The 22,077-nt window shown below is 64.7% G+C and carries 18 protein-coding genes; 15 read left to right on the top strand and 3 right to left on the bottom strand.

Annotation, left to right across the window (positions count from 1 at the left end):
* Positions 1-5 precede the first annotated feature (5 nt).
* The 11 genes from XpruCFBP8353_RS07325 (at position 6) to lpxC (ending at position 13,979) form a co-directional block, all read left to right on the top strand.
* Positions 6-1,481, top strand: a complete 1,476-nt coding sequence (locus XpruCFBP8353_RS07325; RefSeq protein ID WP_162301002.1) for a UDP-N-acetylmuramoyl-L-alanyl-D-glutamate--2,6-diaminopimelate ligase — start codon at positions 6-8, stop codon at positions 1,479-1,481.
* Positions 1,478-2,989: a UDP-N-acetylmuramoyl-tripeptide--D-alanyl-D-alanine ligase gene (locus XpruCFBP8353_RS07320; RefSeq protein ID WP_101362650.1), complete on the top strand. Its 1,512-nt coding sequence runs from the start codon at positions 1,478-1,480 to the stop codon at positions 2,987-2,989. Before XpruCFBP8353_RS07325 ends, XpruCFBP8353_RS07320 begins: the two co-directional genes overlap by 4 nt.
* Positions 2,979-4,064, top strand: coding sequence for a phospho-N-acetylmuramoyl-pentapeptide-transferase (gene mraY / locus XpruCFBP8353_RS07315; RefSeq protein WP_005991584.1), 1,086 nt, complete (start codon positions 2,979-2,981; stop codon positions 4,062-4,064). The genes XpruCFBP8353_RS07320 and mraY overlap by 11 nt, the downstream gene beginning before the upstream one ends.
* On the top strand, positions 4,064-5,443 hold the full coding sequence (ftsW, locus tag XpruCFBP8353_RS07310; protein ID WP_101362649.1) for a putative lipid II flippase FtsW: 1,380 nt from the start codon (positions 4,064-4,066) through the stop codon (positions 5,441-5,443). The genes mraY and ftsW overlap by 1 nt, the downstream gene beginning before the upstream one ends.
* Positions 5,440-6,720 carry an undecaprenyldiphospho-muramoylpentapeptide beta-N-acetylglucosaminyltransferase gene (gene murG, locus XpruCFBP8353_RS07305; protein ID WP_101362648.1) on the top strand — a complete coding sequence of 427 codons (1,281 nt, stop codon included), beginning with the start codon at positions 5,440-5,442 and terminating at the stop codon, positions 6,718-6,720. Before ftsW ends, murG begins: the two co-directional genes overlap by 4 nt.
* Positions 6,717-8,150 (top strand): UDP-N-acetylmuramate--L-alanine ligase, encoded by a 1,434-nt coding sequence (murC, locus tag XpruCFBP8353_RS07300; RefSeq protein WP_101362647.1) that lies wholly within the window; start codon positions 6,717-6,719, stop codon positions 8,148-8,150. Before murG ends, murC begins: the two co-directional genes overlap by 4 nt.
* Positions 8,147-9,103 (top strand): D-alanine--D-alanine ligase, encoded by a 957-nt coding sequence (locus XpruCFBP8353_RS07295; RefSeq protein ID WP_101362646.1) that lies wholly within the window; start codon positions 8,147-8,149, stop codon positions 9,101-9,103. Before murC ends, XpruCFBP8353_RS07295 begins: the two co-directional genes overlap by 4 nt.
* A 112-nt stretch (positions 9,104-9,215) precedes the next feature.
* Positions 9,216-10,073, top strand: coding sequence for a cell division protein FtsQ/DivIB (locus tag XpruCFBP8353_RS07290; RefSeq protein WP_101362645.1), 858 nt, complete (start codon positions 9,216-9,218; stop codon positions 10,071-10,073).
* Complete coding sequence (ftsA, locus tag XpruCFBP8353_RS07285) at positions 10,070-11,305, top strand: cell division protein FtsA (protein WP_003485272.1); 1,236 nt, start codon at positions 10,070-10,072, stop codon at positions 11,303-11,305. The genes XpruCFBP8353_RS07290 and ftsA overlap by 4 nt, the downstream gene beginning before the upstream one ends.
* A 283-nt stretch (positions 11,306-11,588) precedes the next feature.
* Complete coding sequence (gene ftsZ / locus XpruCFBP8353_RS07280; RefSeq protein WP_101362644.1) at positions 11,589-12,833, top strand: cell division protein FtsZ; 1,245 nt, start codon at positions 11,589-11,591, stop codon at positions 12,831-12,833.
* 234 nt (positions 12,834-13,067) lie between these two features.
* Positions 13,068-13,979 carry a UDP-3-O-acyl-N-acetylglucosamine deacetylase gene (lpxC, locus tag XpruCFBP8353_RS07275; RefSeq protein WP_101362643.1) on the top strand — a complete coding sequence of 304 codons (912 nt, stop codon included), beginning with the start codon at positions 13,068-13,070 and terminating at the stop codon, positions 13,977-13,979.
* A 185-nt stretch (positions 13,980-14,164) separates the two neighbouring features.
* Here lpxC and XpruCFBP8353_RS07270 read toward each other — a convergent pair whose 3' ends face one another.
* Entirely contained in the window at positions 14,165-14,611 is a 447-nt protein-coding gene (locus XpruCFBP8353_RS07270) for a DUF721 domain-containing protein (RefSeq protein WP_101362642.1), read from the bottom strand.
* On the opposite strand from XpruCFBP8353_RS07270, the gene XpruCFBP8353_RS07265 reads away from it, so the two are divergent.
* The 4 genes from XpruCFBP8353_RS07265 (at position 14,612) to XpruCFBP8353_RS07250 (ending at position 20,341) form a co-directional block, all read left to right on the top strand.
* Positions 14,612-15,553: a M23 family metallopeptidase gene (locus XpruCFBP8353_RS07265; protein ID WP_101362641.1), complete on the top strand. Its 942-nt coding sequence runs from the start codon at positions 14,612-14,614 to the stop codon at positions 15,551-15,553.
* 155 nt (positions 15,554-15,708) lie between these two features.
* On the top strand, positions 15,709-18,447 hold the full coding sequence (gene secA, locus XpruCFBP8353_RS07260; protein WP_101362640.1) for a preprotein translocase subunit SecA: 2,739 nt from the start codon (positions 15,709-15,711) through the stop codon (positions 18,445-18,447).
* Positions 18,448-18,896: 449 nt separating this feature from the next.
* Positions 18,897-19,265, top strand: coding sequence for a VOC family protein (locus XpruCFBP8353_RS07255; RefSeq protein ID WP_101362639.1), 369 nt, complete (start codon positions 18,897-18,899; stop codon positions 19,263-19,265).
* Positions 19,266-19,393: 128 nt separating this feature from the next.
* Positions 19,394-20,341, top strand: a complete 948-nt coding sequence (locus XpruCFBP8353_RS07250) for a Nudix family hydrolase (RefSeq protein WP_101362638.1) — start codon at positions 19,394-19,396, stop codon at positions 20,339-20,341.
* Positions 20,342-20,420: 79 nt separating this feature from the next.
* On the opposite strand, the gene XpruCFBP8353_RS07245 is transcribed toward XpruCFBP8353_RS07250, so the two are convergent.
* Positions 20,421-21,050: a hypothetical protein gene (locus tag XpruCFBP8353_RS07245; protein WP_101362637.1), complete on the bottom strand. Its 630-nt coding sequence runs from the start codon at positions 21,048-21,050 to the stop codon at positions 20,421-20,423.
* Between the two features lie 170 nt (positions 21,051-21,220).
* Positions 21,221-22,048, bottom strand: a complete 828-nt coding sequence (gene metF / locus XpruCFBP8353_RS07240; protein ID WP_101362636.1) for a methylenetetrahydrofolate reductase [NAD(P)H] — start codon at positions 22,046-22,048, stop codon at positions 21,221-21,223.
* Positions 22,049-22,077 lie beyond the last annotated feature (29 nt).

The following is a 22,077-nucleotide window of genomic DNA, read 5'->3' as shown; positions in this document are numbered from 1 at the left end:
GCTCTATGGCACTTTCGCAGTTGCTGCCGGACGTGGCGCTACCGCAAGACGCGCAGGTCTCCGGTCTGGTGATGGATAGCCGTACGGTGGCCCCAGGCGATGCATTCGTCGCGATCGCCGGCTTCGGTGCGCATGGTCTGGGCTTTGTCGAACAGGCGCGCGCCAATGGCGCAACGGCGGTGTTGTTCGAGCCGCCGGCTCCGGACGGTATGCCGGTCCCGGCCGATGCGATTGCCGTGCCCGGTTTGCGCGCGCGCCTTGGCGTGATGGCCGATCAATTTCATGGCCGGCCGTCGCATGCAATGCGCATGGTCGGCGTCACCGGTACCAACGGCAAGACCTCCACCGTGCAGTTACTGGCGCAGGCATTGACGCTGCTCGGTACGCCCACCGGCACGCTCGGCACCTTGGGCGTCGGTCTGTATGGCGCGGCCGTGCCAACCGGATTCACCACGCCGCTGGTGCTGCCCACGCATGCGCTGCTGGCGCAGTTGCGCGATGAGGGCGCGCAGGCGGTAGCGATGGAAGTCAGCTCGCACGCGCTCGATCAGGGCCGCGTGGATGCGGTGCATTTCGACGTCGCGGTGTTCACGAATCTCACCCGCGATCATCTCGATTACCACGGCGACATGGCGCAATACGGCGCCGCGAAGGCCAAGTTGTTCACCCGTGCTGGCTTGAAATCGGCCGTGGTGAATCTGGACGATGCCTTCGGCCGCACGCTGTTCGCTTCGCTCGATCCCGCGCTGCATGCCGTCGGCGTGAGCTCGCGCGCACATGCCGACGCCCGTGTGAGCGCGCAGGCACTGCAGCTGGACCATAACGGCATCAACTTCGCACTGAATATCCAAGGCGAAGTGCATCCGGTGCACTCGCCTCTGCTGGGCCGCTTCAACGTGGACAACCTGCTGGCCGTGGCCGGCGCGTTGTGGGCGCTGGACATCGTACCTGCTCAAATCGCCACCGTGCTTGGCCAGTTGCAGCCGATCCATGGCCGCATGAACCGCCTCGGCGGCGCGCATGGCGCACCGCTGGTGGTGGTCGATTACGCGCACACGCCCGATGCGCTGGAGCAGGCATTGAGCAGTCTGCGTTCGCATGCGCAGGACCGGCTGATCTGCGTGTTCGGTTGCGGTGGTGAACGCGACAGCGGCAAGCGCCCACAGATGGCAGCAATTGCAGAACTCAATGCCGACGTCGCCATCGTCACCGACGACAATCCGCGTGGCGAAGATGGCGACGTCATCGTGGCCGATATCCTGCGCGGCTTTGCGCGCCCGGATGCCGCCATCGTGCAGCGCGACCGCGCTGTCGCGATCCATCAGGCCATCGGCATGGCCAGCGCGTCCGACATCGTGTTGATTGCCGGCAAGGGCCACGAGCCATATCAGGAAGTTGCCGGCGTGCGGCATGCCTTCGACGACGCCATCGTGGCGGCGCAGGCGCTGCTGCCCCGCACCGTGTTGGGAGTGCGCCCATGAAGCTCATTCCACTGTCATTGATTGCGCATTGGGCCGGTGGCGAGCTGCATGGCGACGACGCCATGATCGATGCGGTCGGCAACGACACCCGCACGCTCGCCAATGGCAGTCTGTATATCGCGCTGCGGGGCGAGCGCTTCGATGGGCATGACTTTGCCGCCGACGCAGTCGCGCGCGGTGCCAGCGGATTGCTGGTGGATCGCCTGCTGCCGGCGCTGAGCGTGCCGCAGGTGGTCGTGGAAAATACCGAGCTGGCATTGGCGCGGATTGCGGCCGGCATGCAGCGCGACCGCGCCACCCGGGTGATTGCCTTGACCGGTTCCAATGGCAAGACCAGCGTCAAGGCGCTGCTGCTGTCGATCCTGCAGGAAGCCGGGCGCGTGGATGGCACCACCGTGTACGCCACGCCGGGCAACCGCAACAACGAGATCGGTTTGCCGCTGGCCGTGATTGCCGCGCCCGATGATGCCGACGTTGCGATCTACGAAATGGGCGCCGGCAAGCCGGGCGATATCGCCTATCTCACCGATATCGCGCAGCCGCATGTCGCGCTGGTCAACAACATCGCGCCCGCCCATCTGGAACGTCTGGGTAGCCTGCTCGGCGTTGCACAGACCAAAGGCGCCATCTACGCCGCGTTGCCCGCCGATGGCGTGGCCGTGATCAATGCCGATGACGCTTTTGGTCTGTGGTTCGAGCAGCAGTTGCAGGCGCAGCCGGTGCAGGGGCGTTGCATCTTGCGCTACGGCTTGCAGATCAGTGCCGATATCACTGCGCGTCAGCTGCAACTGCAGGCTGGCGCTGCGCAGTTCACCTTGGTGACCCCGCAGGGTGAGGCGCAGATTGCGCTGCCATTGCCGGGCCGCCACAACGTGCTCAACGCCCTGGCGGCAACCGGTCTGGCACTCGGTGCCGGCATCGCCTTGCCGGTGATCGCTGCCGGTTTGGCGCAGGCGCATCCGGTGGCTGGCCGGCAAATCGCACAGACCTTGCCGGGCGGCGCGGTGCTGATCGACGACAGCTACAACGCCAACCCCGGCTCGCTGGATGCGGCCATCGACGCTTTGGCCGGCGCACCGGGCGAAGGCTGGCTGGTACTCGGCGACATGCGCGAACTCGGCGCCGAAGGCGTCGCACTGCATGCCGCCGCCGGACGTCGCGCACGCGCCGCCAAGCTGCAGCGGCTGTACGCGCTGGGCGAGCTCAGCGCCGCCGCGGCACAGGCATTTGGCGAGGGTGGCCGCGTGTTCGCCACACATGCCGGGCTGATCGACGCCTTGCAGGCGGATCTGGTCGATGCCGCCAGCCGGGAAACACGAACACAGCAACACGCATCAGGAAATACGCAGGAACATGCAGTGATTCACCAACAGCAATCGCCGTCCACGGTCGCCCCGGCGGGTGCCGCCTCCATCACGATCCTGGTGAAGGGCTCACGCGGTAGCGCGATGGACCGCGTCGTCACCGCGCTGCTCGCATCGGCGGAGGGCGCATCCCATGCTGCTTGAGTTGGCCCGTTGGCTGCAGCAACTGGAGAGCCTGTTCGGGCTGTTCAACTACCTGACCTTCCGCGGCATCCTGGCGGCGCTGACGTCGTTGTTCCTGTCGTTGTGGATGGGCCCTGCGGTGATTCGCAAGCTGGCCCAGTTCAAGGGCGGCCAGCCGATCCGTCAGGACGGCCCGCAGACGCATTTTTCCAAGGCCGGCACGCCGACCATGGGCGGCTCGCTGATCCTGCTGACCGTGACCTTGTCGGTGCTGCTGTGGGGCGATCTGCGCAACCGTTATGTGTGGCTGGTGCTGGCGGTGATGCTCTGCTTCGGTGCGATCGGCTGGTACGACGACTGGATCAAGATCGTGCGGCGCGATCCCAACGGTCTGAAGTCGCGCTGGAAGTATCTGTTGCAGTCGATCTTCGGCCTGGCCGCCGGTCTGTTCCTGTACTACACCGCCGACGTACCGGCGGCGATCACGTTCTACATTCCGATGTTCAAGTCGATCGCGCTGCCGCTGGCGGGCGTGAGCTTCGTGGTGATCGCCTATTTCTGGATCGTCGGCTTCTCCAACGCGGTGAATCTCACCGACGGCCTGGATGGCCTGGCGATCATGCCCACCGTGCTGGTGGCGTGCGCACTGGGCGTGTTCGCGTATGCCTCGGGCAACGTGGTGTTTGCCGAATACCTGAAAATCCCGCTGATTCCGGGCGCCGGCGAGCTGATCATCATCTGCTCGGCGATCGCCGGGGCAGGCTTGGGCTTTCTGTGGTTCAACACCTATCCGGCGATGGTGTTCATGGGCGACATCGGCGCGCTGTCGCTGGGCGCGGTGCTGGGCACCATCGCGGTGATCGTGCGCCAGGAAATGGTGCTGGTGATCATGGGCGGCGTGTTCGTGATCGAAACGCTGTCGGTGATGATCCAGGTCGCCAGCTTCAAGCTGACCGGCAAGCGCGTGTTCCGCATGGCGCCGATCCATCACCACTTCGAACTCAAGGGTTGGCCGGAGCCGCGCGTGATCGTGCGCTTCTGGATCATTTCGGTGGTGCTGGTGCTGATCGGCCTTGCCACGTTGAAGGTGCGCTGATGAACGACATGTCCCGCCAGGCCACACGACTGGACGCCATCGGCGGCCGCTACGACCCGTGGCTGCTCGGGGCCGCGGCCACGCTCGCCTCGCTGGGCGTGGTGATGGTGGCTTCCAGTTCGATCGAGCTGGAAGCCAGCCCCTTCTATTACCTGACCCGCCACCTGCTGTTCCTGGGTGTCGGCATCGGGCTGGCGTTCTGGGCGATGCGCACCGAGCTCAAGACCATCGAGCAGCACAACCAGATGCTGCTGCTGGCCTGTTTCCTGCTGCTCATCGTGGTGTTCGTGCCTGGCCTGGGCAGCACCGTCAATGGCGCCAGGCGCTGGATCAACCTGGGCGTGTCGCGGTTCCAGGTCGTCGAAGCGGTCAAGGTGCTCTACATCATCTGGCTGGCCAGTTACCTGGTGCGCTTTCGCGACGAGGTCAATGCGACCTGGCAGGCGATGCTCAAGCCGGTGTTAGTGGTCGGCTTTCTGGTGGCGCTGCTGTTGCTGCAGCCGGACTTCGGCTCGTCGATGCTGCTGTTGAGCGTCACTGCCTGCATGCTGGTGCTCGGTGGCGCCCCGATCGGACGCATCATCCTGCCGATCCTGCTGCTGCTGCCGGCACTGGTGGCGCTGGTGATCTTCGAGCCGTACCGCATGCGGCGCGTCACCTCCTTCATGGATCCGTGGGTTGATCAGCTCGGCTCGGGGTACCAGCTGTCCAATGCGCTCATGGCCATCGGCCGTGGCGAGTGGATCGGGGTGGGCCTGGGTGCCTCGGTGCAGAAGCTCAATTACCTGCCGGAAGCGCATACCGACTTCATTTTCTCGGTGATCGCCGAGGAGCTCGGCTTCATCGGCGTCTGCGGTGTCGTGTCCCTGTATGCGCTGCTGGTCGGCCGTGCGTTCTGGGTGGGCATGCGCTGCGTGGAAATGAAGCGTCATTTCTCCGGCTACGTGGCTTTCGGCATTGGGTTGTGGGTGGCGATGCAGAGCTTCGTGTCGATCGGCGTGAACCTGGGGATTCTGCCGACCAAGGGCCTGACCCTGCCGCTGATTTCCTCCGGCGGTTCGTCGGTGCTGATGACCTGCATGGCGATGGGCCTGCTGCTGCGCGTGTCCTACGAAATGGATCGTGCCGAGCGCCTGCGCAGCAAGTTGTCGCCGCAGGGTGCGGGTACTGCACCGTCCGAGCCGGCCGAGCCGGTGGTCGAATCCGTGCCGCCGGCGTATGCAGCTGGGCGCAAGCCGCAGCGCGAGACCGCTGCAGCACCGTCGCCGGTGGCAGCGGCGACAGCTGCAGCGCCTTCGGTGGCACCGGCGTCGGCGATCCTGCGCGGCACCAGCCGCATGCAGCCGCGTGTGGAACCGACCTTCGGGAGGATCGCGTGAGCGTTTCTGCAAACGCCTCGCAAACGCCCGCGCATCCATCTGCGCGGATTCGGCCCGTGATGATTCTGGCTGGCGGCACCGGGGGGCATATCTTCCCGGGGCTGGCCGTGGCCAAGGTGCTGCGTGCGAGGGGCGTACCGGTGACCTGGCTGGGTGCCGATGGCGCCATGGAAACCCGCCTGGTACCGCAGCACGATATTCCAATCGATACGCTGGCAATCAGCGGTTTGCGTGGCAAGGGCATCATCAAGTTGCTTGGTGCACCGGTGCGGGTGATGCGCGCAGTGCGCGCCGCCGGCTTCGTGCTGCGCAAGCGCCAGCCGCGTGCGGTGATCAGTTTTGGCGGCTTTGCTGCCGGCCCGGGTGGCCTGGCTGCGCGCTTGCTCGGTGCGCCGTTGCTGGTGCACGAACAGAATCGCGCACCTGGCATGACGAATAAGGTGTTGTCGCGTTTCGCGCGCCGCGTGCTGACCGGCTTTCCGGGCAGCTTCGCTGGCGAAGAAGCGGTGGGCAACCCGGTGCGCGCGGAAATCGCTGCACTGCCTGTGCCGGCGGACCGGTTGGTCGGCCGCACTGGCCCGGTACGCGTGCTGGTGCTGGGCGGCAGCCAGGGCGCGCGCGTGTTGAATCAGGCAGTGCCGACAGCATTGGCCGCACTCGGTCATCCGGATGTCGCGGTGCGCCATCAGTGCGGCGAAAAGCTGCGTGCCGAAGCCGAGGCGGCGTACGCACAGGCCAGCGTCAACGCCAGCATCGAACCCTTCATCGCCGACATGGCCGCTGCTTACGCCTGGGCCGACCTGGTCGTGTGCCGCGCCGGCGCCTCCACCCTGGCGGAGCTGTGCGCTGCCGGTATTGGCAGCGTGCTGGTGCCCTTTGCCGCCGCCGTCGACGATCACCAGACCCGCAATGCCGAATACCTGGTCGGCGCTGACGCCGCCGTACTGCTCAAGCAGAACGATACGTTGGCCGTGCGCCTGCAGCAGGTCTTGCAGACCTTGCTCACCGACCCGGCCCGTCGCCTGTCGATGGCCAACGCCGCACGCACCCTGGCCAAACCGGACGCCGCCGAGCGCATTGCCGACATCATTCTGCAAGAAGCCGGGAATGGTGAGTCGGGAATGGGGAATAGGCAGAGCTCAGATCAACCGCAGGAATACACCTCAATGCACGCAGACAAGCGCACCGACCAGGCGTCCGTCGCCGTTGGCGCTTCGCTTCATACGATTCCCGATTCCCGATTCCCGATTCGCACCTCCACCGGAGGTGCCGCGTGATCCGCCGTCTGCAGGACAGCGGCGATCTGGTGCGCGCGTTTCCGCGCGTGCATTTCGTCGGCATCGGCGGCACCGGCATGAGCGGCATTGCCGAGGTGATGCTGACGCTGGGCTATGAAGTCTCCGGCTCCGATAACTCGGACAACGCGGCCACGCGTCGCTTGGCCAAGCTGGGTGCGCGCGTGATGCGCGGCCATTCGGCGGCCAACGTGTTGGGCACCGATTGTGTCGTGGTGTCCAGCGCCATTCGCGACGACAACCCCGAGCTGATGGAAGCGCGCAGCCAGCGCATTCCGATCATGCCGCGTGCGGCGATGCTGGCCGAGCTGATGCGCTTCCGTCGCGGCATCGCGGTGGCCGGCACGCATGGCAAGACCACCACCACCAGCCTGGCTGCAGCGGTGCTGAGCGAAGGCGGGTTGGACCCGACGTTCGTCATCGGCGGTCAGCTGCTGGCCGCCGGCGCCAACGCCAAACTCGGTGGTGGCCAGTGGCTTGTCGCCGAAGCCGACGAAAGCGATGGCAGCTTCCTGCGCCTGAATCCGTTGATGGCGGTCATCACCAACATCGATTCGGATCACCTGGAGAACTACGGCAACGATTTTGCGCGTATCCAGGCCGCATTCGCCGAATTCCTGCAGCGGCTGCCGTTCTATGGCCTGGCGCTGCTGTGCATCGACGACCCGGAAGTGGCCGCACTGGCCGGCAAGACGCCGCGCCACGTGATGAGTTACGGCATGAGCGAAAACGCCGACGTGCGCGCCGAAGATGTGGTGCAGGACGGCCCGCGCATGCGCTTCACGCTGCGTCTGCCGGAAGGCACCACCACGCCGGTGACGTTGGCGCTGCCGGGCCGGCATAACGTGCTCAATGCGCTGGCTGCCGCGGCGATCGGCTGGCAGCTCGGCGTGGAGCCGCAGACCATTGCCCGCGCGCTGGAAAACTTCGCCGGCATCGGCCGTCGTTTCAACGATCTGGGCGAAGTCACCACCAGCACCGGCGCACGTGTGCGCGTGGTCGACGATTACGGTCATCACCCGCGCGAGCTCGAAGCCGTGTTCGCTGCGGCGCGTGGCGGCTGGCCGGACAAGCGTCTGGTCGTCGCCTTCCAGCCGCACCGCTATAGCCGCACCCGTGATCAGTTCGACGCCTTCGCCGCGGTGCTCAGCACCGTCGATGCGCTGGTATTGAGCGAGGTCTACCCGGCCGGCGAAGCGCCAATTCCGGGTGCCGATTCACGTGCACTGGCCCGCGCCATCCGTGCGCGTGGCCGCAGCGAGCCGGTGGTCGTCGGCCAGATTGCCGGTCTTGCCGAAGTGTTGCCGGACGTCCTGCAGGACGGCGACTTGCTGCTGATGATGGGCGCCGGCGATATCGGTTACGTGGCTCAGCACATCATCAACAACGGGTTCGTCGGAGAGCCGGCATGAGCGCGGTCATCGCCAATGCCCGCACCAGCGATCCGGCCGCCTTTGGTCGTGTCGCCGTGCTGCTCGGCGGCACCTCGTCCGAGCGCGACGTGTCGTTGAATTCCGGCAGCAACGTGCTGGACGCGCTGCGCGCGCGCGGCGTGGATGCACAGCCGGTCGATGGCATTCCAGCGTTGGCCAAGGCATTGGTCGCACAGCAGTTCGATCGCGTGTTCAACGTACTGCACGGCCATAACGGCGGCGGCGAAGACGGCATCGTGCAGGGTCTGATGGAAGCCTTCGGCGTGCCGTACACCGGCTCGAATGTGCTTGGCTCGGCGCTGAGCATGGACAAGATCCGCACCAAGCAGGTGTGGCTGTCGTTGGGCCTATCGACGCCGCGTTACGCGCGGTTGGCCGCTGGCGCGAGCGCCGAGGACATTCACGCCGCTGCTCAACAGCTCGGTTTGCCGGTCATCGTCAAGCCGGCAAACGAAGGTTCCAGCGTCGGCGTCAGCCGCGTGTTCGATCAGGCGCAGCTCGAAGAAGCAGTGACCCTGGCTGCCCGTTACGACGGCGCGCTGTTGATGGAGCAATTGATCGAAGGCGACGAACTCACGGTGGCCGTTCTGGGCGAGACCGCGCTGCCGTCGATCCGCATCGTGCCCAAGGGCCAGTGGTACGACTACAACGCCAAGTACATCGCCGAAGACACGCAGTACCTGTGCCCGGGCTTGGAAGGCGAGGCAGAAGCGCAGATCCGCCAGCTTGCGCTTGACGCCTTCCGTGCCGCCGGCTGCCGTGGCTGGGGTCGCGTGGACGTGATGCGCGATGGCCGCAGCGGCCAGCTGTATTTGCTCGAAGTCAACACCGCTCCCGGCATGACCAGCCACTCGCTGGTGCCCAAGGCTGCACGCCAGCTCGGCATCGATTTCGAAACGCTGGTCTGGCGGGTGCTGGAGCAGACGCTGTGATGACGGGAATCGGGAATCGGGAATCGGGAAGCGCAAAAGCGGCAGCAGCCAGTGCGCTGCTGTTGACGATTGCCTATTGCCGATTCCCCATTCCCGCGCGCGGAGCGCGCGCATGAACGCCACCCTGCGCATTATGGCCTGGTTGCTCGCGCTGGCGTTGGTCGCGCTGCCGGTGGTGGCTGTGCTCAATGGCTGGGTCGGTGCCGAGCGCTGGCCGCTGGCGAAGTTGCGTGTGTCCGGCGACTTCAAGCGAGTGCCGGCCGAAGAATTGCGTGCGGTGGTGTTGCCATATGCGCGCGCAGGCTTTTTCGCGGTGAAGTTGCAGCAGGCGCAGGACGCCATCGCGCGTTTGCCGTGGGTGGAGAGTGCGCAGGTGCGCAAGCGCTGGCCGGACGTGCTGGAAGTGCACGTGACCGAGCACAAGCCGTTCGCGCGTTGGGGCACCGACCGCATGCTGTCCGAGCAGGGCCGGCTGTTTCGTACGCCGCCGCTGTTGAAGGACTTCAAATTGCCGCAACTGGGTGGGCCCGATAGCAAGACCCAGGATGTGGTGGCGCTGTACAACGAATCGCGCACCTTGTTTGCCCCGACCGGATTGGATGTGGAGCGTCTTGAAATGGACGCCCGCGGCAGCTGGTCGCTGGGCCTGAGCAATGGCGTGCAGATCGTGGTCGGCCGCGACGATGCACGCGCGCGACTGCAGCGCTTCGCGCGTGTGCTGCCGCAGCTGGCCGACCCGCAGCGCCCGATCGCCCGCGCCGATCTGCGCTACACCAACGGATTTACCGTAGAGCGCGCTCCCGGTGAGACGCCGCACGACAGCAAGAAACCCAAGAGCGCCACGCCGGTCACGCCCGCCGCGCCGCCTGCGGACGTGCATCCCGTCGCCACCCGTGTTCCGCAACGCCTGATCGATCGTCTGGCCTGCGCGCTTCCGTCATTTACTCTTCAACGCAGTCTGCATACATGAACCGCAAAGGCGACAAATCCCTCATCGTTGGACTGGACATCGGCACCTCCAAGGTCGTTGCGCTGGTCGGCGAATACTCGCCCGGCAATCCGATCGAAGTGATCGGCATCGGTTCGCATGAATCGCGTGGTCTCAAGCGCGGCGTGGTGGTGGACATCGAATCCACCGTGCAGTCGATCCAGCGCGCGGTGGAAGAAGCCGAGCTGATGGCCGGCTGCGAAATCCGCTCGGTGTACGCATCGATTTCCGGCAACCATGTGCAGTGCAAGAACTCGCCCGGCATCGTGCCGATCCGCGACGGCGAAGTGACCTGGAGCGATCTGGAGCGCGTGCTCGACGCCGCCAAGGCCGTGGCCATTCCTGCCGATCAGCGCATCCTGCATGCGATCCCGCGCGAGTACGTGCTGGACGATTCGCAGGAAGGCATCCGTAATCCGGTCGGCATGACCGGCGTACGCCTGGAGGTGCACGCGCATCTGGTGGTGTGCGCGCAGTCGGCGGCCGCCAACATCACCAAGTGCGTGCAGAAGTGCGGCCTGCAGGTCGACGATCTGGTGCTGTCGTCGCTGGCGTCCAGCGTGGCGGTATTGACCGCCGACGAGCGCGAACTGGGCGTGGTGCTGGTGGATATCGGCGCCGGCACCACCGATCTGGCGGTGTACGTGCAGGGCGCGATCTGCCACACCGCCTCGTTGCCGATCGCTGGCGACCACGTCACCAACGACATTGCGCACATGCTGCGCACGCCCACGCCGGAAGCCGAGCAGATCAAGGTCCGCTACGCCTGCGCGTTGGCGCAGCTGGCCACCGCCGAAGAAAGCATCCAGGTGCCGTCGGTGGGCGACCGCCCGCCGCGCCGCATGCCGCGTCATGCACTCGCGCAGGCAGTGCAGGGCCGTTACGAAGAAATCTTCGAGATGGTGCAGGCCGAACTGCGCCGTTCGGGCTTCGAAGAAATGGTGCGCGCCGGCATGGTGCTCACCGGTGGCGCGTCGAAGATGGAAGGCGTGGTGGAACTGGCCGAAGAAATGCTGCAGATGCCGGTGCGTGTGGGCATTCCGCAGCACGTCACTGGCTTGGGCGAAGTCGTGGGCAACCCGGTGCACGCCTCCGGCGTGGGCCTGTTGCTGATGGGTAGCCAGATCGAACATCCGCGTCGCCCGTCGATCCCGACCGGGCGCGCAGGAAGCTTGTTCAAGAAATTGAAGAACTGGTATCGCGGCGAATTCTGAGGAATCGGGATTCGAGAATCGGTTGAAGCAAAGGCAAAGCGGTTGCGACAGGTTTGAGTGGAGAGCGGTGAGAGCGGGCAGGGCGTAGTTTTTTTGTGGTTCCGCCGAGGAAGCAGTGGTTGGCGTGGAGGTGATTCGCTGTTGCGATTCCCCATTCCCGACTCCCGATTCCCGGCATTCAAACAACAACATTCGCCGACATGCGGGTGTTGGGCTGGCGAACGGAGCAATCCGATTCCCCATTCCCGATTCCCCATTCACGGCATCTAAAGAGGACACTGACATGGCACATTTCGAACTGATTGAAAAAATGGCTCCCAACGCGGTCATCAAGGTGGTTGGCGTCGGCGGTGGCGGTGGCAATGCCGTCGCACACATGGTCAACACCAACGTCGATGGCGTGGAATTCATCACCGCCAACACCGACTCGCAGGCGATCAAGAACTGCGGCGCCAAGCTGCAACTGCAGCTCGGCACCAACGTCACCAAGGGCCTGGGCGCGGGCGCCAATCCGGAAGTCGGCCGCCAGGCCGCGCTGGAAGACCGCGAGCGCATCATGGACGCGCTGCAGGGTGCGGACATGGTGTTCATCACCGCCGGCATGGGCGGCGGCACCGGCACCGGCGCAGCCCCCGTGGTGGCGCAGCTGGCCAAGGAAATGGGCATCCTGACCGTGGCTGTGGTCACCAAGCCGTTCCCGTTCGAAGGCCGCCGCCGCATGCAGGTCGCGCTGAAGGGCATCGAGGAACTGAGCCAGCATTGCGACTCGTTGATCACCATTCCCAATGAAAAGCTGATCACCGTGCTGGGCCGCAACGCCACCATGATTCAGGCGTTCCGCGCTGCCAACGACGTGCTGCAGGGCGCCGTGCAGGGCATCGCCGATCTGATCGTGCGTCCGGGTCTGATCAACGTCGACTTCGCCGACGTGCGCACCGTGATGTCGGAAATGGGCCTGGCCATGATGGGCACCGGTTCGGCACGCGGCGACGATCGCGCGCAGGCCGCTGCCGAAGCCGCCATCCAGAATCCGCTGCTGGACGACGTCAACCTGGCCGGTGCCAACGGCATCCTGGTCAACATCACCGCCGGCCCGGACTTCACCATGTCCGAGTTCGACGAGATCGGCCGCACCATCGAAGCCTTCGCGTCCGAAGATGCCACCGTGGTGGTCGGTACCGTGCTCGACCCGGACATGCAGGACGAAGTGCGCGTGACCGTGGTGGCCACCGGCCTGAACCGTGCGGTTGCCCGCCAGAGCCAGCGTCCGGATCAGCGCGCGCCGATCAAGCTGGTGCGTAACGCCACCACCGGCCAGCCGGAATTCGGCGACTTCGACACCACCAGCGGCGATGCGGTGTCCAAGGCCGTTGGCGGCAGCATGGGCCTGGGCCTGCGCCGTCCGAGCAGCGACTCGGTCGGCAGCAGCAGCGGCAACCACAGCAGCGGCGGTTCTTCGGCGCCCGCGGCTGACCTGCCCAACGATTACCTGGATATCCCGGCGTTCCTGCGCCGCCAGGCCGACTAAGGAGCGTCGGCGGCGTCGCTACGGTGACGCAGCCCGTCCTGCCCCGGAGTCCGCTTCGGGTTGCACCGCCATGTCATGTCATTCCTGCCGGATCGGTGCCGATCCGGCAGCTTTTGTGAGCGTGACCGGGTGATTACAGTTCCCGTCACGCGCGACTTGTTAAAATTCGGATAATCTCAGCGGATTAGACAGCCGGTTCAGCGTCTGTCTGCATTGTTCAGCCAGACTTCGCATATGACCCAGCAACGTACTCTCAAAAACACCATTCGCGCCACCGGCGTCGGCCTGCACAGCGGCGACAAGGTGTATATGACGCTAAGACCGGCCCCGGTCGATCACGGCGTGGTGTTCCGACGTGTGGATCTGGAACCGATCGTCGAAGTCCCTGCCGATGCCGAGCTGGTCACCGAGACCACGCTGTGCACTGGCCTGACCTGCAACGGTGCCAAGATCCAGACCGTCGAACATCTGATGTCCGCATTGGCGGGCTTGGGTATCGACAATGTCATCGTCGAACTGTCCTCGGCCGAGTTGCCGATCATGGATGGGTCCTCCGGCCCGTTCGTGTTCCTGCTGCAGTCGGCAGGCATCGTCGAACAGAGCAAGCCCAAGCGCTTCATCCGGATCAAGCAGGCGGTGGAAGTGCGCGAGGGCGACAAGGTGGCGCGCTTTGAGCCGTACGAAGGCTACAAGCTGGGCTTCACCATCGAATTCAATCACCCGATGATCCCGGCCAAGCAATCGCGCCAGGAAATCGAGTTCTCCACCTCGGCGTACGTCAAGGAAATCTCGCGTGCGCGCACCTTCGGTTTCATGCGCGACCTTGAGTACATGCGCGAGCGCAATCTGGGCCTGGGCGGGTCGATGGACAACGCCATCGTGCTGGACGAGTTCCGCGTCCTCAACGAAGACGGCCTGCGCTACACCAACGAATTCGTACGGCACAAGATTCTGGATGCCATCGGCGACCTGTATCTGGCCGGCGGCGCCATCCTGGGTGCTTACGAAGGCTTCAAATCTGGCCACGCGCTCAACAACAAACTAGTGCGTGCGCTGTTGGCCGACCAGGCCGCCTGGGAATGGGTCAGCTTCCCGGAAGGCACCGAGCAACCGCCGGTCACCTACGCCAGCCCTGTCTACGCGTAGTGTCAGGGAATGCCCTAGTTGGCGCATGAAGTGTGAACTCTATCGTATTTCGGGTCCACTATTAACATTTATTTAAGGTTTCTCTAACTCCTGCGGGCCACATGCCCGCTAGGATGCGTCGGGTCGTGCGCGGTCTTCGCAACTCTTTCACGCACTGGCGGCCGCTCTGGATGAGCGGTGAGGACTTACCGCTTGGTCGGTAAGACGTCCTGCAAGGAAGCCAATGCGTCGCGCAAACCTTTGTGCGTCGCCTCGGACACGGGTTTGGGACGGTCGCGGTTCTGCTGCGTTGGGGAATGCAGCGGCACGGTTGCGGTCTTGACGGTCACTGCAGTGGCCTCCAGTCCGACGGATCGGGCAGCATCCAGGATTTGGGTTTCGGCAAGCCGCACCTTGGCATGCCAGACCGGCGAATCCACCAGAAAAACGAGCTGTTCGCCTCGGACATTGGCTAACCGGCAACGGGTGGCTAGATGAGGTGGTAACAGGGGGCGCAACTGCCGGTCCAGCGCATCGAGCCACAAGGCTCGGCGCAAGGGGTCGCCAGCCTTTTCCCCCAACGCGGCCTCGATGGCCGGTTGTGGGACGGAAGGGTTGCGTGCGTTGGACTTGGGCTTGGACATGACACTCATATGGCGTTGAACAAAGTTGTAATCAAATCTCGCGAGACCCGGGCGCAGCGGTTGGCCCGACAGTTCCAGGGTTTTGCCGCGGATCGGCCGATGGTGGTGCTTGGTGCGGTACTGGGCCTGGGCATGCTGATCGGCGTTGGCGCAAGCACCGCCACCGGCATGGTGACCAATTCCGCGCTGCAGGCCAAGGTTGCGCAGCAACAGGCCGAGCTGGCCCAGGCGCAGCGCGCCTCGCAGGCACAGGTCAATGCACTGGCCGCCCGTCTGGGCGAGCTGCAGGCGCAGGCCACCCGCCTTAACGCGTTGGGCGAGCGCCTGACCGAGATGGGCAAGTTGAAGGACGGCGAGTTCGACTTCGACGAGCCGGTCGGCGTCGGTGGCGGCGATGAGCCGGTCAGCGACATGCCGGTGAAGGAGTTCAAGGAGGCGCTCGGGCAAGTGGAGCAGCAGTTCTCCGCCTCCGGCCAGCAACTGAATGTGTTGGCCTCGCTGATGTTCGATCATCAGCTCGAGCAGAATTCGGTGCCTTCGCGGATGCCGATCCGCAACACCTATATCACCTCGGGCTTTGGCGGTCGCGCCGATCCGTTCGACGGTGGTTCGGCCTTCCACAAGGGTGTGGACTTCCACGCCAACGTGGGCGACCCGGTGCTGGCCGTCGCCGATGGCGTGGTCAGCTACGCCGGCGTGCGCGGCGGCTACGGCAACGTGGTCGAAGTGGATCACGGCAATGGCTATGTGACCCGCTATGCGCACAACTCGCGCCTGGTGGTGAAGGTGGGCGATCTGGTGCGCGCCGGCCAGCAGGTAGCGCGTGCCGGCTCCAGTGGTCGCTCCACCGGCGCACATGTGCATTTCGAGGTGTGGGCGGACGGGCGCGTGGTCAATCCGCGCAAATTCCTGGGTGAAACCACGCCGGTAGGACGTCAGGGGCGCGGTTGACGAAGGCGCGGGCCGCGCTTGATTCGTGAAGGCCCGCCCCAAGCTACAATAGGGTGTTGCCATCGACAGGGCGCAGTGCGCCCTGTTTCGTTTACGGCGGCCGGGTCTTGGGGACCGGCGTCGGTCAAACCGTTCCTTTTCAACCGGTTTCTTCAATGATCAACAGTCTGCTTACCCGTGTCTTTGGCAGTCGTAACGAACGCCAGCTGCGCCAGCTCAACCGCCTCGTCACCCAGATCAATGCGCTGGAGCCGACGATCGAGAAGCTCTCCGACGCCGAGCTGCAAGCCAAGACCCCGGAGTTCAAGCAGCGGCTTGCCGCCGGCGAGTCCCTGGACAAGATTCTTCCCGAAGCCTTTGCGGTGTGTCGCGAGGCCAGCCGCCGCGTGCTCGGCATGCGCCATTACGATGTGCAGCTGATCGGCGGCATGGTGCTGCATCTGGGCAAGATCGCCGAGATGCGCACCGGCGAAGGCAAGACCCTGGTGGCCACGCTGCCGGTGTACCTCAACGCACTGCAGGGCGAGGGCGTGCACGTGGTCACGGTCAACGACTACCTGGCCCGCCGCGACGCTGCGCAGATGGGCAAGTTGTACAACTGGCTGGGCCTGAGCGTGGGCGTGGTGTACCCGGGGATGCCGCATGGCGACAAGCGCGAAGCCTACGGCAGCGACATCACCTACGGCACCAATAACGAATTCGGCTTCGACTACCTGCGCGACAACATGGCGCTGTCGCGCGCCGACCGTTACCAGCGCAATCTGCATTACGCGATCGTCGACGAAGTCGATTCGATCCTGATCGACGAAGCGCGCACCCCGCTGATCATCTCCGGCCCGGCCGACGAATCGCCGGAGCTGTACATCCGCGTCAACCGCATCGTGCCGCAGCTGACCAAGCAGGAAAGCGAAGAGAGCGAGGGCGATTACTGGATCGACGAAAAGGGCAAGCAGGTGCATCTGTCCGAGGCGGGCATGGGCCACGCCGAAGAACTGCTGATGCAGGCCGGCATCCTGGAAAACGCCGAAGACGGCCTATACGCTGCGCAAAACCTGAGCGTGGTGCATCACCTCAACGCGGCGCTGCGTGCGCATGCGATCTATCAGCGCGACGTGGATTACATCGTGCGCGATGGCGAAGTGGTGATCGTGGACGAATTCACCGGCCGCACCCTGTCCGGGCGTCGCTGGTCCGATGGTCTGCATCAGGCGGTCGAAGCGAAGGAAGGCGTACCGGTACAGCGCGAGAACCAGACGCTGGCCAGCATCACCTTCCAGAACCTGTTCCGCATGTACAAGAAGCTGTCCGGCATGACCGGCACGGCCGACACCGAAGCCTACGAATTCCAGAGCATCTACGGCCTGGAAGTGGTGGTGATCCCGACCAACCGCCCGACCGTGCGCAAGGACCATCCGGACCAGGTGTTCCTCAACCGCAAGGGCAAGTTCAACGCGGTGCTGGCCGATATCGAAGACTGCGCCAAGCGCGGCCAACCGGTGCTGGTGGGTACCACCTCGATCGAAACCTCGGAGATGCTGTCCGAGCACCTGCGCAAGGCCGGGGTGAAGCACGAAGTGCTCAACGCCAAGCAGCATGAGCGCGAAGCCACCATCGTGGCCAACGCCGGCCAGCCGGGCGCGGTGACCATCGCCACCAACATGGCCGGTCGCGGTACAGACATCGTACTGGGCGGTTCGTTGGAAACCGAACTGCATGCCATGGGCGAAGACATCAGTGACGACCAGCGCTTCGCTGCCAAGACCGAATGGCAGCGTCGTCATGACGCGGTCAAGGCCGCCGGTGGCCTGCACATCATCGGTACCGAACGCCACGAGTCGCGCCGTATCGACAACCAGCTGCGCGGCCGTGCCGGTCGTCAGGGCGACCCGGGTTCGTCGCGCTTCTATCTGTCGCTGGAAGACAACCTGATGCGCATCTTCGCTTCGGACTGGGTCCAGAAGGCGATGCGCATGATGGGCATGAAGGAAGACGACGTCATCGAAGACCGCCTGGTCAGCCGGCAGATCGAAAAGGCGCAGCGCAAGGTGGAAGCGCACAACTTCGACATCCGCAAGAACCTGCTGGACTTCGACGACGTCAACAACGATCAGCGCAAGGTGATCTACGCCCAGCGCGATGAATTGCTGGACGCCGAGTCGGTCAAGGACAACGTCGATGGCATCCGCGGCGATGTGATCTATGACCTGGTCGCGCGCTTCGTGCCGCCCAATTCGGTCGACGAACAGTGGGACCTGAAGGGCCTGGAAGCCACGCTGGAGTCGGAGCTGGGCATGGGCTTGTCGCTGACCGACATGGTGCGCACGCAAGAAGAGATCGATGCCGAGCAGATCGCCGCCAAGGTGCAGACGGCGGTGGATGCGCACTTCGCCGAGAAGGAAGCGGCCGTGGGCAACGACACCATGCGCGCGCTGGAAAAACATGTGATGCTGACCGTGCTCGATCAGGGCTGGAAGGAGCATCTGGCCAAGATGGATTACCTGCGCCAGGGCATCTATCTGCGCGGTTATGCACAGAAGCAGCCCAAGCAGGAATACAAGAAGGAAGCCTTCGAGCTGTTTTCCGAGATGCTGGAAAACGTCAAGCGCGAGGTGATCAATTTGCTGGCGCGCGTGCGCATCCGCAGCGAAGAAGAAGTGGCCGAACTGGAAGAGCAGGAACGTCTTCAGGCGCAGGCGCGCTTGATGGCCTCTCAGTTCCAGCACCAGGAGGCGGGCGGCTACGGCGCCGACGAGGAAGTGGAGCAGATGCAGGGCGGCAACGCACCGGTCCCGGTCTCGCAGGTCACCCGCGACGAGCCCAAAGTCGGCCGTAACGATCCGTGCCCGTGCGGCAGCGGCAAGAAGTACAAGCACTGCCACGGTCAACTCAGCTGATGCTGAGTTGACCGTGGTGCAGCCCGCCTGGCGGGCTGCACACCAGGCATCCGCGTAGCGGACGCCTGGTGCACGGTCCTTGCTTCCGATCCCCGCGCCCTTGGCGCGCCCCCTTACCAAGGGGGCTTTGCTTACGGATGGGATCCTGAGGCGGTCTTGAGCAGGAAAGGGGATATCGCAGACCGGGTGCGAGGCTACGCTCAGGTTTCGCCGCCTTTGGCCAACTCCCTGCGAAGGCATGGCTTGCATCGTTGCCAGGCAAGGTCGGGACACCAACCGCATAGACGCTGGAAGCGTCCGCGAGCTGTCTTGCGGTGGGCCTCGGCAGGGCAGGCCAGCCAAGCGTTGTCCATCTCTTGTGGCGGCAACGGCGCCTTCCGCATACAAGCGTCTCCGCCGGTGCCGCTGCTGAGCGTATGCTCGATCCACGTCCTGCGTGGAGTGCGGTCATGGCACTGCTGTCCAGCCAGCAATTGAAGGTGTTCGTGCCTGCGCGTGATTACGCGGTGTCGCAGCGGTTCTATCGTGCGCTGGGATTCGTGCAGGAGGACGAGGTGGGTAACGTGACCTGCTTTCGGCACGGTGCGCACTGTGCGTTCTTGCTGCAGGATTTCTATCTGCGCGAGCTGGCCGAAAACCTGATGCTGCATCTGTGGGTGGACGATGCCGACGGGTGGTGGCAGCACGTGCACGACCTGGGATTGGATGAGCAATTCGGTGTGAGCTTTAGTGCGCCGGAAGATCGGCCATGGGGGGCGCGCGATTTCACCCTGCACGATCCCAGCGGTGTGCTGTGGCGGATCGGGCAGCCGCTGTAGGCCGGGATTGGGGATTGGGGATTGGGGATTGGCAGAAGCACACGCGCTGCGCTTTGACCAATCCCGAATCCCCAATCCCCGCCCTCAAGCGATTGCGTTGAACCGCTCACTCGCGGCACTCTTGTTACATGCCCGATTCTCTTCGATCCATTCACGTCGTTGCCGGCGTGATCACCGACCCCCGCGGACGCATCCTGCTGACCCGCCGTACCGAAACCCGTGATATGCCTGGCCTGTGGGAATTCCCGGGCGGCAAGCGCGAGCCTGGCGAAACCTCCGAACAGGCGTTGGTGCGCGAGCTCAACGAAGAACTCGGCATCGAGGCGCAGGTGGGCGACTGGGTGATGGATGTGCCGCAGCTGTATGCGGATAAGCGACTGCGTCTGGAAGTGCGTCACATCACCGCCTGGAAGGGCAGCCCGCGCGGCCGCGAAGGTCAGGCCATGACCTGGGTGGTGGCAGACAAGCTGGCCCGCTATTCGATGCCGCCTGCTGACGTGCCGGTAGTGGGCGTGCTGCGTCAGCCCGACCGTTACCTGATCACGCCCGAACCGGAGGATGATGTGCGCTGGCTGGAAGGCCTGCAGCGCGCATTGCAGAACGGCATTACGCGGATCCAGCTGCGTGCGCGGCATCTTGCGCCTGCGCGTTGGCAAGCGCTGTTGCAGCAGGTCATGCGCTTGCGTGGCCGCGCGCGCGCGCAACTGCTGCTCAATCGCGATATCGCGCTGGCCAGCGCGCTTGGCATCGGCGTGCATCTGGGATCGGAGCAGTTGGCTGGTTTGCAGGAACGCCCGCTGCCGGCAGAACAACCAGTGGCGGCTTCTTGCCATGGCTTGGACGACTTGCGCCACGCACAACGGATCGGTTGCGACTTCGCGGTGCTGGGGCCGGTGCAGGCCACCGCATCGCATCCGGGCGCCACACCAATCGGATGGGACGGTTTCGAAACCTTGCGCGAACAGGTCTCGCTGCCGCTCTACGCGCTTGGCGGCATGCAGGTTGAAGATGTGCGCGAGGCGCGTTCGCATGGGGCGCAGGGCATCGCGGCAATTCGGTCGCTATGGCCGCAATGACCGCAATGACCGCAATGACGCTGGTGGTGTTCGGCCATCCTGCTGCGATCCCATGCAACCGGGCGATACACCTAGGGCGCTAAAACGTCACCCAAAAGCAGTTGTATTGCCGGCGCAGCCGCAGCACGCTGCGCGCAGGCGTGCCGCTGGCGAGGTTCTGTTCCAGCCGAAGTCCCCAGGGGCGCGGGCGGCTGGGCGGGGTCGGAAGTGGTGCATCGATGGTGCTGCCATCCAGCGACGGTGTGGATGCGCTGGTGTCTGCCTCCCAGGTCGGGGTGTCGCTTTGCGGATACATCGGCACGATCTCCAGCAACGGACGCTGCACGATGGCCTCCAGCCGGCTCAGCACCCGATTGGCGGCGGCATCGGATTGCCCGCTCCACAGATACAGGCTGGACAGGCGGTTGACGTCGCGGCTGTCGACCGCCAATTGCAGCAACGACACCAGTTCGCTCAGCCGCCGCGGGCAGCCGTAGCGATACAGGCCGGTATCGCCCTGCGGGCGGATGGCCGGCGGCGCGCGGCTGGCCGCGTCAACGTCTTCGCAGCGCCGATCGGTGAACATGGTTTGCCCGTCCGGCGAGACGCAGCGATGGATCTCCTGCGCGTGCACACGTGCGGCGGGACAGGCGCAGAGCAATAGCAGCAGGGGCAGAAGGCGAGGCATCAGCGCAGCGTAGCCGGGCGCGTGTGAGCTGGCGAGAGACACGTGCGCTGGCGCTGGGTGACGACTGGCTGTGTCGCAGTCAATGTCGGCAGCCCGCGTTGCGACCCAAGCCTGCGGCTGTGGCGCGCGAGATGCGCTCTTGTGCTGCAAGGCCGGCCAGCTGCACGCGCGCCGTACCTCTCCAAGCGCGCACCGCCATCCGAGGCAGACGCTCAGCGCCCGAGCAGCTGCAACACCTGTGTGGTCGGTTTGGCTAGATTGAGCGTGTAGAAGTGCAATGCCGGCGCGCCGCCCGCGATCAGGCGCTGGCACAAGGCCGCCACGACTTCTGCGCCAAACGCGCGCACCGCGTCAGCGTCGTCGCCGTAGGACTGCATCTTCTTGCCGATCCAGCGCGGAATCTCTGCGCCGCATTGTTCGGAAAATCGACGTAACTGTGAGAAGTTGGAGATCGGCATGATGCCGGGAATGATCGGCACCTCCACGCCCATGCGCTGTACCGCGTCGCGGAAATGGAAGTAGGCATCGGCGTTGTAGAAATACTGCGTAATCGCCGCATCGGCACCGGCATCGACCTTGGCTTTGAAATAGCGCAGGTCGCTCAAGGCGTCGACCGCTTGCGGGTGGGTCTCGGGATAGGCGCCCACCTCGATACGAAATGCATCGCCATGCTCGGCGCGGATGAAGGCGATCAGATCCGAGGCGTAACGCAGGTCACCCGGATGGCCCATGCCCGAGGGCAGGTCGCCACGCAGCGCGACGATGCGGGTACAGCCGATCGCCCGGTACAACTTGAGCAGTTCGCGAATCTCCTGCCGGCTGCCGCCGACGCAGGACAGATGCGGTGCCGCTTCGAAGCCATGCTTCTGCTTGAGGTGGCGGACCGTTTCGGAGGTGTAGCTGAGCGTTGAGCCGCCAGCGCCGAAGGTGCACGACACATACTCTGGCGCGTAGCCCTTCAACCTGGCTGCGGTGCGGTCCAGTTGCGCGCGCTGGTCATCGGTTTTGGGCGGGTAGAACTCGAAACTGAGATGCGTCATCGCGGCAGGTCCGGCAGATCGTGCGGGCA

It is taken from the genome of Xanthomonas prunicola, assembly GCF_002846205.1.
In the GTDB taxonomy this organism is placed as follows: Bacteria; Pseudomonadota; Gammaproteobacteria; order Xanthomonadales; family Xanthomonadaceae; genus Xanthomonas; species Xanthomonas prunicola.
The sequence above is the reverse complement of the archived record's forward strand: the minus strand, read 5'-3'. Positions and strand labels throughout refer to the sequence as shown.

What these genes read in the sequence shown, in the direction of transcription:
- XpruCFBP8353_RS07325 (WP_162301002.1), top strand. Translation starts at nt 6, where the DNA reads ATGGCACTTTCGCAGTTGCTGCCGGACGTGGCGCTACCGCAAGACGCG.
- XpruCFBP8353_RS07320 (WP_101362650.1), top strand. Translation starts at nt 1,478, where the DNA reads ATGAAGCTCATTCCACTGTCATTGATTGCGCATTGGGCCGGTGGCGAG.
- mraY (WP_005991584.1), top strand. Translation starts at nt 2,979, where the DNA reads ATGCTGCTTGAGTTGGCCCGTTGGCTGCAGCAACTGGAGAGCCTGTTC.
- ftsW (WP_101362649.1), top strand. Translation starts at nt 4,064, where the DNA reads ATGAACGACATGTCCCGCCAGGCCACACGACTGGACGCCATCGGCGGC.
- XpruCFBP8353_RS07295 (WP_101362646.1), top strand. Translation starts at nt 8,147, where the DNA reads ATGAGCGCGGTCATCGCCAATGCCCGCACCAGCGATCCGGCCGCCTTT.
- XpruCFBP8353_RS07290 (WP_101362645.1), top strand. Translation starts at nt 9,216, where the DNA reads ATGAACGCCACCCTGCGCATTATGGCCTGGTTGCTCGCGCTGGCGTTG.
- ftsA (WP_003485272.1), top strand. Translation starts at nt 10,070, where the DNA reads ATGAACCGCAAAGGCGACAAATCCCTCATCGTTGGACTGGACATCGGC.
- ftsZ (WP_101362644.1), top strand. Translation starts at nt 11,589, where the DNA reads ATGGCACATTTCGAACTGATTGAAAAAATGGCTCCCAACGCGGTCATC.
- lpxC (WP_101362643.1), top strand. Translation starts at nt 13,068, where the DNA reads ATGACCCAGCAACGTACTCTCAAAAACACCATTCGCGCCACCGGCGTC.
- XpruCFBP8353_RS07270 (WP_101362642.1), bottom strand. Translation starts at nt 14,611, where the DNA reads ATGAGTGTCATGTCCAAGCCCAAGTCCAACGCACGCAACCCTTCCGTC.
- XpruCFBP8353_RS07265 (WP_101362641.1), top strand. Translation starts at nt 14,612, where the DNA reads ATGGCGTTGAACAAAGTTGTAATCAAATCTCGCGAGACCCGGGCGCAG.
- secA (WP_101362640.1), top strand. Translation starts at nt 15,709, where the DNA reads ATGATCAACAGTCTGCTTACCCGTGTCTTTGGCAGTCGTAACGAACGC.
- XpruCFBP8353_RS07255 (WP_101362639.1), top strand. Translation starts at nt 18,897, where the DNA reads ATGGCACTGCTGTCCAGCCAGCAATTGAAGGTGTTCGTGCCTGCGCGT.
- XpruCFBP8353_RS07250 (WP_101362638.1), top strand. Translation starts at nt 19,394, where the DNA reads ATGCCCGATTCTCTTCGATCCATTCACGTCGTTGCCGGCGTGATCACC.
- metF (WP_101362636.1), bottom strand. Translation starts at nt 22,048, where the DNA reads ATGACGCATCTCAGTTTCGAGTTCTACCCGCCCAAAACCGATGACCAG.